The sequence below is a fragment of the Actinomycetospora sp. CA-084318 genome, assembly GCF_050955885.1.
GTDB lineage: Bacteria > Actinomycetota > Actinomycetes > Mycobacteriales > Pseudonocardiaceae > Actinomycetospora.
Window position 1 is genome coordinate 3,846,582 of record NZ_CP192098.1, and the last position, 13,506, is coordinate 3,860,087.

Annotated in this window: 10 protein-coding genes; 5 read left to right on the forward strand and 5 right to left on the reverse strand. The window is 74.0% G+C overall.

Annotated features, from left to right (window positions below; translation table 11 throughout):
* Nucleotides 1–3: 3 nt before the first annotated feature.
* Both ACQPYX_RS18795 and ACQPYX_RS18800 read left to right on the forward strand, forming a co-directional pair.
* Entirely contained in the window at nt 4–453 is a 450-nt protein-coding gene (locus ACQPYX_RS18795; protein WP_433798819.1) for a MarR family winged helix-turn-helix transcriptional regulator, read from the forward strand.
* On the forward strand, nt 450–2,099 hold the full coding sequence (locus ACQPYX_RS18800; protein ID WP_433798820.1) for a chloride channel protein: 1,650 nt from the start codon (nt 450–452) through the stop codon (nt 2,097–2,099). The genes ACQPYX_RS18795 and ACQPYX_RS18800 overlap by 4 nt, the downstream gene beginning before the upstream one ends.
* Here the strand turns inward: ACQPYX_RS18800 and ACQPYX_RS18805 are convergent.
* The gene (locus ACQPYX_RS18805) at nt 2,042–2,938 is read right to left on the reverse strand and encodes a Dyp-type peroxidase (RefSeq protein ID WP_433798821.1); all 897 of its coding nucleotides are present in this window, start codon (nt 2,936–2,938) and stop codon (nt 2,042–2,044) included. The genes ACQPYX_RS18800 and ACQPYX_RS18805 overlap by 58 nt on opposite strands.
* Nucleotides 2,939–3,030: 92 nt before the next feature.
* Here ACQPYX_RS18805 and ACQPYX_RS18810 point away from each other — a divergent pair, with 92 nt between their 5' ends.
* The gene (locus ACQPYX_RS18810) at nt 3,031–5,043 is read left to right on the forward strand and encodes a DUF222 domain-containing protein (RefSeq protein ID WP_433798822.1); all 2,013 of its coding nucleotides are present in this window, start codon (nt 3,031–3,033) and stop codon (nt 5,041–5,043) included.
* On the opposite strand, the gene ACQPYX_RS18815 is transcribed toward ACQPYX_RS18810, so the two are convergent.
* The 4 genes from ACQPYX_RS18815 to ACQPYX_RS18830 form a co-directional block, all read right to left on the reverse strand.
* Complete coding sequence (locus tag ACQPYX_RS18815; protein ID WP_433798823.1) at nt 5,044–6,093, reverse strand: ABC transporter permease; 1,050 nt, start codon at nt 6,091–6,093, stop codon at nt 5,044–5,046.
* Nucleotides 6,090–7,142 carry an ABC transporter ATP-binding protein gene (locus ACQPYX_RS18820; RefSeq protein ID WP_433798824.1) on the reverse strand — a complete coding sequence of 351 codons (1,053 nt, stop codon included), beginning with the start codon at nt 7,140–7,142 and terminating at the stop codon, nt 6,090–6,092. The genes ACQPYX_RS18815 and ACQPYX_RS18820 overlap by 4 nt, the downstream gene beginning before the upstream one ends.
* Nucleotides 7,139–8,347 (reverse strand): hypothetical protein, encoded by a 1,209-nt coding sequence (locus tag ACQPYX_RS18825; RefSeq protein ID WP_433798825.1) that lies wholly within the window; start codon nt 8,345–8,347, stop codon nt 7,139–7,141. Before ACQPYX_RS18825 ends, ACQPYX_RS18820 begins: the two co-directional genes overlap by 4 nt.
* Nucleotides 8,348–8,441: 94 nt before the next feature.
* Nucleotides 8,442–9,467 (reverse strand): TerC family protein, encoded by a 1,026-nt coding sequence (locus tag ACQPYX_RS18830; RefSeq protein ID WP_433798826.1) that lies wholly within the window; start codon nt 9,465–9,467, stop codon nt 8,442–8,444.
* Nucleotides 9,468–9,733: 266 nt separating this feature from the next.
* On the opposite strand from ACQPYX_RS18830, the gene ACQPYX_RS18835 reads away from it, so the two are divergent.
* On the forward strand, nt 9,734–12,640 hold the full coding sequence (locus ACQPYX_RS18835) for an alpha/beta fold hydrolase (RefSeq protein ID WP_433798827.1): 2,907 nt from the start codon (nt 9,734–9,736) through the stop codon (nt 12,638–12,640).
* The gene (locus ACQPYX_RS18840) at nt 12,640–13,497 is read left to right on the forward strand and encodes an ABC transporter permease (protein ID WP_433798828.1); all 858 of its coding nucleotides are present in this window, start codon (nt 12,640–12,642) and stop codon (nt 13,495–13,497) included. The genes ACQPYX_RS18835 and ACQPYX_RS18840 overlap by 1 nt, the downstream gene beginning before the upstream one ends.
* Nucleotides 13,498–13,506 lie beyond the last annotated feature (9 nt).

The following is a 13,506-nucleotide window of genomic DNA, read 5'->3' on the forward strand; positions in this document are numbered from 1 at the left end:
TACGTGAACGATGCGGTGGACGCCCTGATGGCGACGACCCGACTGCTCGTCGGGGTCGCGACCCGGGCTCTCGAGGACCTCGGCATGTCGCTGCCCCAGTTCCGGCTGCTGCTGGTGCTCGACGAGCTCGGGGCGAGCCCCGGCACGGTCGCCGCGCACCGCCTCGGGACGGCGGCGTCGTCGGTCACCCGGCTCGGCGACCAGCTCGAGGCCTCGGGGCACCTGACCCGTCGTCGTGATCCGGCGAACCGCAGCGTCGTGGTGCTCGAGCCCACCGAGGCGGGCCGCGCCCTCGTCGGGACGGTGCTGGCCCGTCGTCGGGAAGCCCTCGCCGACCTGGTCGGACGGCTCCCGGACGAGCAGCGCCACGCGCTCACCGCCGCCCTGACCGCCCTCCGAGACGCCGCCGGTCCCGACCTCGGCGTCGGCCCCGTGGAGCTGATGACCCCGTGAGACGGCCCGGACCCCTGTCCGACTTCACCCTGACGCCCCGGGTGGGGGTGATCGTCGCGTGGGCGGTCTCGATCGGCGCCCTCGGTGCCGTGGCGGCGTGGTTGCTGCTCCGGCTGATCGGACTGATCACCAACGCCGTGTTCGCCGGACGGCTCGCGACCGACACGGTGAGCCCCGGACAGCTGCACGCGCCCTGGTGGCTGGTGCTCGGCGCGCCGGTGGTGGGTGGGCTGGTCGTGGGCGTCATGGCGCGCTACGGCTCGGAGAAGATCCGCGGGCACGGGATGCCGGAGGCGCTCGAGGCCATCCTGTTCAAGCGCAGCATCGTCGAGCCGAAGGTCGCGGTGCTCAAGCCGACCTCGGCGGCGGTCAGCATCGGCACGGGTGGTCCGTTCGGCGCCGAGGGCCCGATCATCATGACCGGCGGAGCCCTGGGCTCCCTGGTCGCCCAGCGGCTCACCCTGTCCGACGACGAGCGCAAGGCGCTGATGGTCGCGGGCGCGGCGGCCGGCATGGCAGCGACGTTCAACGCCCCGCTCGCCTCGGTGCTGCTGGCCGTCGAACTGCTGCTCTTCGAGTGGCGTCCGCGCAGCTTCCTGCCCGTGACCGCGGCCGTCGTGGTCGCGACGCTGCTGCGCGCACCGCTCCTCGGCTCCGGCCCGATCTTCGGAGTGGACACGGCCGACTGGCGGATCGGCGTGCCGGCCGAGCTGCTCGGCGTCGGGATCGGCGTCCTGGGCGGCCTGCTCGCGGTGGCGGTGACGGCCCTGGTCTACCGCTCCGAGGACGCCTTCGAGCTGCTCCGCGGGCGGGTGCACTGGATGTGGTGGCCGGCCATCGGGGGGTTGATCATCGGGATCGGCGGTCTGATCGTGCCGCGGGCGCTGGGCGTCGGGTACGACGTGATCGGCGATCTGCTCTCCGGGCACGCCGCGCTGTCGCTGATCGTCGGGATCCTCGTCGTGAAATCCCTGATCTGGGGGCTGTCGCTCGGCTCCGGGACCTCGGGCGGTGTGCTCGCGCCGACCTTCATGATCGGCGCGGCCCTCGGTGCGCTCGCCGGGTTCGTCCTGCCGGCGGTGGGCCCCGGGTTCTGGGCGCTGGTCGGGCTCGCGGCGACGGTCGGCGGCGTGATGCGCTCGCCGCTGACCGGGGTCGTGTTCTCCCTCGAGCTCACGCACGCCTGGTCGGCGCTGCTCCCGCTGCTCATCGCGTCCGCCACGGCCTACGGCGTGTCCGTGCTGCTGCTACGGCGCTCGGTGCTCACCGAGAAGATCGCCCGCCGCGGCGGCCACCTCTCGCGCGAGTACGAGGTGGACCCGTACTCGACGCGCTTCGTCGACGAGGTGATGGCGCCCGTCGTCGGCGACGGCTCGGGTCCGCTCCGCCTGCAGGTCGACGACGACGGGCGGCTGACCGGGGTGGTGCGGCGGTCGGGCGAGGTGGTCGAGGACCCGGTGACGCTCGGACCCGACGACACGCTCCTCGACGCCCGGCACCGTCTGCTGGGCGCCAGGATCACGGCAGCACCCGTCGTCGGGAAGGACGGGGCGCTGCTGGGGACGGCGACGCTGGCGGAGCTGCTCGGTCAGCCGGCCGGGGCCGGGGCGAGCCGGACGAGGCTGTCGGCCGCGGGGATGACGTAGTACGCGCCGGTCAGGGCGGTCGTGTAGCGGGTCAGGGCGTCACGGGGACCGTCCTGGCCGGCCATGGCGGCGAGCATCACCGCGAGCGGCCGCTGGGAGGCGCAGAACCCGACGAACATCGTGCCGTGGTCGGAGGTGTCCCCGTAGGCGGAGTTGCGCCGGAAGATGTGGCCGTAGGTGTCCTGGTCGGTGCGGGCCGCGTGGGCGTCCGCGGGCTTGGGGGCCAGTTCCACCGAGTCGGGCTTGGTCCGCCCGATGACGTCCTCCTGGGTACGGCGGTCCAGCGCGTACCAGCGCTGCGCGTCGTGCCGCCACTTCTGCAGCAGGAGCACGGAACTGCCCGCGCCGGGCTCGCCGTCGGGGACGAGCACCACGCCGGGCGCCTCGGCCGCGGGCGGGTTCTCGGTGCCGTCCTCGAAGCCGGTGAGGTCGCGGTCGTGGTGGTGCGACCAGGCGTCGGTCTCGTCGGCGAGGTCGGCGACCCCGTGCAGCGCCGCGACCGCCGTGGTCGACCCGTCGAACACCACCGAGCGGCTACCCCCGGACACCCAGATCACGGCGTCGTGCTGGGTGGCGGGCATGGTGAAGCCGTCGGGACCGGTGACCGGCTCGTCGAACCCGTGCACGTCGCGCGGGGCGTCGTCGGGTGCGACCTCGGCCCAGAGCTCCGGCCGGGTCCCGACGACGAGGCTGACCGCGCCCGTCGTCCGGACCGAGACCGCGAGGTCGGCGAGCGCATGGACCAGCGCGGCGGCGTCGATCCCCGGTCGGCGGTCGAACTCGAGGTAGGCGTGCGAGGACGTGCCCAGAGCCAGCACGCCGTTCTGCGGGACGGCCATGGGCAGGGACGCTACTCGTTGATCCGTTCGCGATCATGAAGTTGCTCTGACTGCGGCTTGCCTTGTTCGAACTGGTGTTCGCTCATAGGTGTATGGCGATCGAGGCAGGGTGGGACCCCGAGGCGGGGTCGCCGCTGCCTACGCCGCCGTCGTGGGAACCGGAGGAGCCGGCGTGGGTGCCGCCCGCGGAGGAGGACGTCGCCCGGTGGCAGGCCGAGAACGTCGCCGTGCTGCGGGACGCGGTGTTCCCGTGGGCGGAGTACGAGTACGAGAAACCCGCTGTGGCGCCGGCCGCTGAGCCGGCGTGGGCGGTGCCCGGGGTGTCCTCCGCCGCGGAGCCGTCCGGCGAGCCGTCCGGCGACGACAGTCTGTCGCCCGAGTCCGCCGCCCTGCTGGCCGAGGCGGCTGCCGCAGTCCGTGCGCAGCGCCTGGCCGGGGCACGGGTCTATCGGTCGCTGCGGGCACTGCGCCGCTCGGAGGTGCTCGCTGAGACCGGGTACCGGCGGATGGGCCGGCTGCTCGAGGACCACCTGCGCCTCGACCCGAAGACCGTCACCTCCCTGGAGCGGCAGGCCGACGCGCTGTCCGAGACCCTCACCCCGACCGGCGCCACCACCCCCGCCGATCTGCCCGCCACCGCGGGAGTGGTCGAGGACGGCCTGGTGGACGAGCACCACGTCGAGATCATCCGCAAGACCATGGAACGCCTCGGCAAGGTCCCCGACCTCGACGACGCCGTCCGCGCGGTCGCCGAGGAACAACTCGCGTCGCTGGCGGCCACGTTGTCGCCGAAGGGGTTGGCGTCGGCGGCGCGGGCGATCGCCGACCGGCTCGACCCCGACGGCGCCGCCCCGAAGGACGACGACGCCGCCGGGAACGAGTTGCATTACACGAAGCGGCGCAACGGGGACCTGCACGCCAAGCTGATCCTGCGGGAGTCGACGGCGGCGGCGTTGTTCGAGGACGCCATCCGGGCCGCCACCCCCGCCCCCGCCTCATCGGTGGTCGCCGACCCGGAGACCGGCGCGGCGCCGGTGTCCGACGACGGGGCGCGGGGGCAGGACCCGCGCGACGAGGCCGACCGCTCCAAGGCGTCCCGCCAAGCATCGGGTCTGCTGGACCTGATCTCGGCGAGTCACCACGCCGGGCTCAACGAGCCCGAGCACCCAGGTGCGGTGCCGTTCCCCGACCTCGACCGTGACTTCGACACCACCGCCTGGCCCCCCGACCCCGAAGACGACGCTCGTGAGGCCGCCCCGGCGGAGGCTGGCGACAAGGCCGACGAGCACGGGACTGGCCCCGGAGGCCACGCCGGAACCGATGCCAATGGCACCGGTTCCCGGGATGCCGGAGAACCCGAGGCGGATGCCACCGGCGAGCACCGGACCAACGAACACCGGACCGACGAGCACGGGCCCGACCCCGGGAACCACGCCGGAACCGATGCCACCGGAACCGGTCCAGGCGACCCCGCCGGGCCGGACCCCGAGGAACCCGGCGAGCCACCACTTTTCGGTCCCGGGCCACCAGACTCCGACGCGGAGCCGGAGCCGCCGCCGCACCGGCCGTGGACACCACCGGACTTCGACGCCATGGCCCTACCCGGCCGCGAACGGGTCACCCTCACCGTCACACTCGACTACGAGACGCTGCGCCAACAACTCGCCGACACCAGCACAGCGCTGGCACTCCTGGGTGACTCCACCTGGATCCGCCCCGACACCGCCCGCCGCCTCGCGTGCGACGCCGACCTCATCCCCATGGTCCTGGGCTCCAAGGGCGAGGTCCTCGACGTCGGCCGCAAAACCCGGGCCATCCCCACCGCCACCGGCCGCGCCGTCGTCAAACGGGACCGGCACTGCGCGTTCCCCGGCTGCGCCAAGAAAGCCCGCCACTCCGAAATCCACCACATCATCCACTGGGCCCACGGCGGCCACACCGAACCCGACAACCTCGTCTGCCTCTGCCGATACCACCACGACCTCGTCCACCACGGCGGCTGGCAGGTCCACATGATCGACCACCTGCCCTGGTTCACCCCACCGACATGGCTCGACCCCACCCGACAACCCAGACACAACCGCCCCTGGCAGAGCGTGGGCTGACTACTGCGCGACGTCCTTGGTCGTGAAGTTGGCCCACGCGGCCAGCATGAGGATCACGACGTAGGCGGCCTGGACGATCACGCCCGCACGGATGTCGCGCAGGAAGATCGGATCGCGGAAGAAGTCGATCCAGGCAAGCCAGTAGCGGGTCGGCAGGTACGGGGTCACCGAGGCCGCGGCGTCGAGCGTCACGAGCACCTGCGAGGAGATCAACGCCGCCAGCGCGCCGAGGGTGGCGCCGAGCGAGGACGCGGTCACCGTGGACAGGAACAGCGCGATCGCCCCGACCCCGAGCATGGAGATCGTGATGTAGGCCATCGCGCCGAGCAGCCGCAGGGCGAGGTCGGCCGGCGAGAGCGGGTCGCCCGACAGGGACGCGACGGAGTCGGCCGCCCGCTCGCGGGCCTCGGTCGGGTCGAGCTGCGCCGGCGAGCCGTTGTCGGCACCCGACGATCCGATCGCGGGGGCACCTGGCGCAGCGGGTGCAGGCGCCGCCGGGTCCGCGGCGCTGGCCGAGCCACCCGCGCTCGGCGCCGACGCCGCGCTGCCCGACCCACCCGCCGAGCTCGAGGACCCGCCACCGCCGGGCCCCGAGATCTGCGGGATCGCGTTGACGACGGCGACCGGGTCGCCCGCGCCGAACAGGGTCACGCCCACCACGTACGACGAGCCCGCCACCGCGGCGACCGTGGCCACCACGAACGCGACGACCGACACCAGCTTCGCCAGCAGGAGCTTCGTACGCCCCACGGGACGCACGAGCAGGTAGCGCAGCGTCCCGGCGCCCGACTCCCCCGCCACCGTGTCGCCGGCGATCACGGCGACGGCCACCGGCAGGAAGATCGGCAGCACCAGCGCCAGCGCCGCCGCCGGGTACAGCGACCCCGACTCCAGGACCGCGGACAGGAACGCCGCACCCTGCCCGGGCGGCGGCGCGATCCGGGTGGACGCCAGGAACACGGCCACGATCACGGGCAGCAGGCAGAGCAGCCCGATCGTCACCCAGGTGCGCGGCCGTCGGAACAGCTTGCGCAGCTCGACGACCATCATGCGCGGTCGCTCCCGGGGCCGGTGATCCGCACGACGACGTCCTCCAGGCTGACCGTCTCCGGCTCCAGCGCGTCGATCCGCACCCCGGCACCGACGAGGTGTCGGGCGAGGCCGGCGGCCCCGTCGTCGTCGGCCGGCGCCACGATCAGCGCGCCCTCGGGCGTCCGGGCGACCAGGGCCCCGCCGAGGGCGGCGGCCGCACGGTCGGCGTCCGGTGTCGTGAGCACCACCCGCCCGGTGCGGCGCCGCACGGCCTCGAGGGGCTCCTCGAGTACGAGGCGGCCCCGGTCGACCACCCCGACGCGGGTGCACAGCGCCTCGATCTCGGCGAGCAGGTGACTGGAGAGGAACACCGTGGTGCCCTCGTGGTTCAGCTCGATGAGCAGTTCCCGGATCTCGCGGATGCCGTGCGGGTCGAGCCCGTTCGTGGGCTCGTCGAGGATGAGCAGGTCGGGTCGGGACAGCAGCGCCCCGGCCAGCCCGAGCCGCTGGCGCATGCCCAGGGAGTAGGTGCGGACCGGGCGCCGGTCGACCCCGCCGAGCCCGACGCGCTCCATCGCCTCGCTGACCCGCCGTCGTCGCCCGGCCCGCGGGCCCGGTCCGGAGGCGTCGAGCAGGTCCAGGTTGGCGCGCCCCGAGAGGTGCCCGTACGCGGCCGGTCCCTCGACCATCGCCCCGATGCGCGGCAGCACCTGGTGCACCTCGCGCGGCACCTCGTGGCCGAGCACGCGGATCTCGCCGCGGGTGGCGAAGACCAGCCCGAGCAGCATCCGCACCATCGTCGTCTTGCCCGACCCGTTGGGACCCAGGAAGCCGTAGCGGTCGCCTTCGGCGACGTGCAGGTCGACGTCGTCGACGGCAGCACGGGTGCCGTAGCGCTTGGTGAGCCCGCGGGTCTCGATGACCAGCGGGGACGCCACCGGCGGGCCGGGCAGCGGCCGGCCCCGCTGCGCGGGCACGGGCTCGCTCGGGGTGCGGAGCCCGGTGCCGGCGCCCGCACGGCGGGCCCCGCCGCGGTCGCCGTCGTTGCGCTCGCCCAGGTTGGTCACGGTGCTCCTGCTGAGTCGGCGATGTCGGCCACGGCACGGTCGAGGACGTCGTCGGGCACCAGGCCACCCACGGCCCACGCCCGGTTGCCCACGCGCAGCACGGCCAGGCTCAGCAGCGGCGACTCGAGCGCCCCCGCCGTCGCGTTGGCCGTGCGACCGAGCGCGTTCTCGGGCGGGGTGACGCTGATCGAGCGGCCGGCGGACCCGGCGTCGCCGATGTTGTCGAGCAGCGACCCGGCGATGTCGGCGGGCAGCGGGACCACGATGAGCTGGGACAGCGTCGTCCCGTACTTCCCGATCGCGGCGAACCCGCGCTGCGGCGCCACCCGGTCGACGCCGTCCACCGTGGAGGGGACGGCGTCCGGGCTGCCGCGGCCGAGGACGCCGAAGAGGTCCGAGGTCGGGCTGCGGGTCACCCCGACGCCGGGGGTCGGCTGCACCTGCAGCAACGACGGGTCCGGCGTCCCGCGGTCGAGCTCGAGGAAGCTGGTCCCGACGACGGGCCCTGCGGCCAGGGTGCCCGCACTGTTCTTGATCCGGACCTCCACGGCGACGGGGAGCCCGTCGGCCGGGTCGGCCCACACGTCGAGCGCCCCGACGGTGGTGCGCGGGTCGGCGACGGTCACCCGGAAGCCGGCCGCGTCCACGCCCGCCACCCGCCGGGGTGGCAGCGCGGACACGGGATCGTCGGGGAGCGTGCCGGAGAGCAGACGGCGGGCGAGCTGCGGCGGCAGCAGGTCGTCGGGGCGCGGGAGCCGCACGAGCGGGTCCCGGCGGACGTAGGTGAGCAGCTGGGCGCCGTAGTCCCAGACGACCTGGCCGTTCGGGGTGGTGTACCGGCTGCGCTCCCCACCCGCGTAGAGCTGGTCGACGCGCACCCGGTCCGGTGCCGCGTACCAGCCCCGGAGTCGGGAGGTGCCCGAGAGCAGGGTGGTGACGTCGGAGAACTGCGCGACGTCGGGCAGGTTCAGGCCCCCGCTGGCCTCGGCGTAGCCGCTCCACGGCAGGTCGCCCGAGGCCGCCACGCGGTCCCGCAGCTCGGTGGGCGAGACGTCGGGGGCGGACACCGGCCACGCCGCGACCACGGCGGGGACGGCGACCAGGAGAGCCGCCACCACGACGACGACGACCCACCGCCGGACCCGGACGGACCGGATCGGCGGGGGCGGACCCCCGTCCCCGCCCGGGCGGAGACGGTCGAGCACCGCGGTCACCCGTGCCCACGCTCCGTCCCGACGACCATCACGCCATCGAGGGTGCCATTCGGGACGCGCGGGCGCCGTGAACCCTCAGCCGGCCTCACACGGATTCGAGATCGCGGTCCGTCGACCGGGTGCGCAGGAGGCTGGCGATGGTGGTGACGGCGAGGACACCGATGATCACGCCCAGCGAGAGTTCGATCCCGATCAGCGGCACCGGCACCGGCCGGCCGCCGTTGACGAAGGGCAGCGTGTTGGTGTGCAGGGCCTCGAGCACCAGCTTCACCCCGATGAACGCGAGGATCACCCCGAGCCCGTACTGCAGGTACACCAACCGCGAGAGCAGCCCGCCGAGCAGGAAGTACAACTGCCGCAGCCCCAGCAGGGCGAACGCGTTGGCGGTGAAGACGATGTAGGGGTCCTTGGTGAGCCCGAAGATCGCCGGGATGGAGTCCAGGGCGAACAGCAGGTCGGTCAGCCCGATGGCGATCATCACCATCAACATCGGGGTGATCATCCGCCGTCCCGCCTCCCGCACGGTCAGCCTGGCGCCGCGGTAGTCCTCGGTGACCGGCACCACCCGACGCACCGCGCGGAGCAGGATGTTCTCCCGGTACTCCTCCTGGTCGTCGTCGGAGCCCTCGAAGCACACCTTGACCGCGGTGATCACCAGGAACGCGCCGAAGAGGTAGAACACCCAGGAGAACCGTTCGATCACCGCCGCACCGGCGAGGATGAACCCGCCACGCATGACCAGCGCGATCAGGATCCCGACCAGCAGGACCCGGTGCTGGAACGCCCTCGGCACCGCGAACGCGGTCATGATCAGCAGGAACACGAACAGGTTGTCCACCGACAGCGAGTACTCCGTGACGTACCCCGCGATGAACGCCGTCGCCTTCGGCTGACCGCCGAACAGGAACACACCGGCCGCGAAGAGCACCGCGAGCCCGACGTAGATCGCGACCCCGCGCCCGGCCTGACGCATCGTGACCTCGGCCGGTTTACGGCCCGCCCACAGGTCGACGGCGAAGATCACCGCCAACCCGGCGATGGTCAGGGCCCACACCCAGAACGGCTCACCCTCGGTGGCCACGACGGGCCCCGGCACAGCAGACAGCAACACGGAATCCTCCGGTGGGAAGGTCGGCACCACACCGGAGGTCTCTCCCGCGCGCGGCCCGCGCCGGGCCGACGCACCGTGCGCCCCGGACATCTTCCGGCTGTCGTGCTGACGAGGCGCTCGCAGGCGTTCCGGGGATACTCCCCTCCACCGCGGACTATTCCATCGCCGATCCCCGGCGGACACCCGGGGTGTCGCTCACCTCACCGTCCGCCACGCAACCCCGGCGCCGCACGCCGACATCACCGCGGACACCTAGGGTTCCGGAGGTGATCCGCCTGTTCGTGCTGCCCCTGGTCGTGCTGCTGGGGGTGCTCCTCGCCGCGCCGGCCCAGGCGGCGCCCGCGCAGACGCCGACCGACGACGGGACCGGCACCGTGCGCACACAGGACCTGCGAATCGACGTCCGCGACGGTCCGGCCCGCGACCAGCCGCAGTCCCTCGACGCGACCCTCTACCTGCCGGCCCGCACCCCGGCGCCCGCGATGCTGCTCGCCCACGGGTTCGGCGCGGACAAGCGGTCGGTGGCCGGCGAGGCGCGCAGCCTCGCCGCCCGCGGCTACGTCGTGCTGGCCTGGTCGGCGCGCGGGTTCGGGCAGAGCACCGGCCAGATCGCGCTGAACAACCCCGACTACGAGGTCGCCGACGCCTCGCAGCTGATCGACTGGCTGGCCCAGCGCCCGGAGGTCACGCAGGACGGCCCGGGCGACCCGCGCGTGGGCGTGATGGGCGGCTCCTACGGCGGCGCCCTCGCGCTGCTGCTCGCCGCGTACGACCGCCGCGTCGACGTCACCGTCCCGATGATCACCTGGAACGACCTCGGCCAGGCCCTCTTCCCGAACAACGCGGCGACCGGTCCGCTCGCGTCCACCCCGGCGGTGGGCGCGGACGCCCCGGACGGTGTGTTCAAGCGGTCCTGGGCGTCGCTGTTCTTCGGCATCGGCACCCGGACCGGCTCGGGGCAGGCACCCGACGTCTGCGGCCGCTTCCTCCCCGAGGTCTGCGCCGGCTACGTCGAGGCGGTCCGCACGGGACGGGAGCCGGCGGCGCTCGCGACCTACCTGCAGCGCTCCTCCCCCGCGTCCGTCGCGAACCGGATCCAGGCGCCGACGCTGCTCGTGCAGGGCGAGAACGACACGCTCTTCGGACTCGACCAGGCCGACGCCAACGCCCGCGCGATCGCCTCCGGCGGCGGGACGGTGGCCGTGGCCTGGTTCAACGGCGGTCACGACGGCGGATCGCCCGACTCCCGGACGAACGCGCGGATCTCCGCGTGGCTCGACCACTGGCTGCTGCGCGCCGGGTCGGCGCCCCCCGCCGACTTCACCTACGTGCTGCCCTCCGGGGTGCGCAGCCGCTCGGCGCCCACCCAGCGGGTGGTCACCGCCCCGTCCTACCCGGCGGACGCGCCGCGGGCCGGGCTCACGCTCACCGGTGACGAGCAGGCCGTCGTCGCGCCGGCGGGCGGCGTGCCCGGCTCGATCTCGTCGATCCCGGGGCTCTCCGCGCTCGCGGGCGGGGCGGCCGGCGGTTCGGGCGGCTCCGGTGGCTCCGGCGACGACGAGGACGACGGCGGGTCGGGCGGCTCCGGTGGCGGTGGTTCGGGCGGCTCGGGCGGCGGTGGCTCCGGCGGTGGCGGGGCGAGCGCGCTGCTCGGCCGGCTCGCCGCCGACCTCCCCGGCCAGGCCGCGACCTTCCGCACCGCACCGCTGACCGACCGGACGATCGTGTCCGGGTCGCCCCGGGTGCGGATCTCGGTCTCGACGACGGGGTCGACCGCGCCAGGCGCGCCGGCGCCCTCCTCCGGGCCGGTGCTCTTCGGGAAGGTCTACGACGTCGCGCCCGGTCAGAACGGCGCCCCGGACACCCGCAGCCTGCTCGGGAATGCGGTCGCGCCGCTGCGCCTGCCCACGCAGGCCGGCACGCAGACCGTGACCGTGACGCTGCCCGCGGTCGCGGCGACGGTGCAGGCGGGCCACCACCTCGAGGTGGCGATCGCGACCACCGACCAGGGCTTCGCCTCGCCCGCCGACCCGGCCGTGTACCGGATCGCGCTGGCCGACCCCACGCTGTCGGTCCCCGAGGTCCCCGGCGAGCAGACCGGGGGCTCGACGGTCCCGGCCGGCCCCCTGGTGGCCATCGGGGTGCTCCTGCTCGGGGTCGTCGCCGCCGTGGTCGTCGGACGGGTCGTGGCCGCCCGGCGTCGTCGTCGGGACCTGGAGCCCGGCGGAGACCTGGCGGTCGACCCGGAGCTCGTCGACGTCCCGCTGGTGGTGCGGAACCTCGCGAAGCAGTACCGCAACGGGTTCACCGCGGTGCGCGACGTCTCGTTCCGCGTGGAGCGCGGCCAGGTCCTCGGGCTGCTCGGTCCGAACGGCGCCGGCAAGACGACGACGCTGCGGATGCTCATGGGGCTGCTCCGCCCGACGGCGGGCGAGCTGCGGGTCTTCGGGGTGCGGGTGACGCCGGGGGCGCCGGTGCTGGGGCGGATCGGGTCGTTCGTCGAGGGCCCGGGGTTCCTCCCGCACCTGTCGGGGCGCGCGAACCTGGAGCTGTACTGGGCGGCGACCGGGCGCCCGATCGGCGAGGCGCGGATGGACGAGGCGCTCGAGATCGCGGGGCTCGGCACGGCGGTGGACCGCGTCGTCCGGACCTACTCGCAGGGCATGCGTCAGCGCCTCGCGATCGCCCAGGCGATGCTCGGCCTGCCCGACCTCCTGGTGCTCGACGAGCCCACGAACGGGCTCGACCCGCCCCAAATCCACGCGATGCGCGAGGTGCTGAAGCAGTACGCGAGCGCCGGCCACCGCACCGTGCTCGTCTCCAGCCACCTGCTGGCCGAGGTGGAGCAGACCTGCGACCACGTCGTCGTCATGCACCGCGGCGAGGTCGTGGCGGCCGGCGAGGTGGCCGAGCTCGTGGCCGGCGGGCAGGTGGCCGTCGCGGTCGGGGGCGACCGGGACCGCGCGGTGATCACGTTGCGGGACGCCGGGTTCGCCGCCGAGGCCGACCCCGAACGGGAGGACGTGGTGATCGCCGAGGGCGGGAGCACCGAGACCGAGCGGGCCGCCGTCGTGCGGGTGCTCGTCGAGGCGGGTGTCGACGTCGTCGGGGTCGGCCCCCGGCGGCGGCTCGAGGACGCGTTCCTCGCGCTGATCGGGGAGGAGAGCCGCTGATGACCAGCAGCGACGTACGGCTGGGGCCGCGCGAGGCCTCGTCGGGACGGACCCTGCCCGTCCGCATCGAGCTGCTCCGGCAGCTCCGCCGGCGACGCACCCAGATCACGCTCGGCCTGTTCGCACTGCTGCCGGTGATCCTGTGGATCGCGTTCTCGGTGGGCGACGACTCGTCGGGGCAGGCGGGGCTGTCGCTCACCGACCTGGCGCAGACGTCGGGGCCGAACTTCGTGGTGTTCGCGCTGTTCTCCTCGGCGAGCTTCCTGTTCGTCGTGGTCGTCGCGCTGTTCTTCGGGGACACGGTGGCGAGCGAGGCGTCGTGGTCGTCACTGCGCTACCTGCTGGCGGTCCCGGTGCCCCGGGTCCGGTTGCTGCGACAGAAGGTGATCGTCGCGGGGCTGCTGTCGATCACCGTGATCGCCGTGCTGCCGCTCGTGGCGCTCGCGCTCGGGACGCTGGTCTACGGCGACGGGGCGCTCGCCTCGCCGACCGGGGAGACGCTGACGTACGGCACCGGGGTGCTGCGGCTGCTGCTCGCCGTGGTCTACATCGCGCTGCAGCTCACGTGGGTGGCGGGGGTGGCGACGCTGCTCTCGGTCGCGACCGACGCGCCGCTCGGGGCGGTCGGCGGGGCGGTGCTCGTGTCGATCCTGTCGCAGATCCTGGACACGGTGGACGCGCTCGGGTCGATCCGGAACGTGCTCCCGACCCACTACGCCTTCGCGTGGACCGACCTGCTCACCGCGGACGTCGACGGCACCGAGATGGCTCAGGGCGTGCTCGCCGCGCTCGTGTGGGCCACGGCGTTCGGGGCCACCGCGGTCTGGTGGTTCCGGCGCAAGGACATCACGAGCTGAGCGGGAACC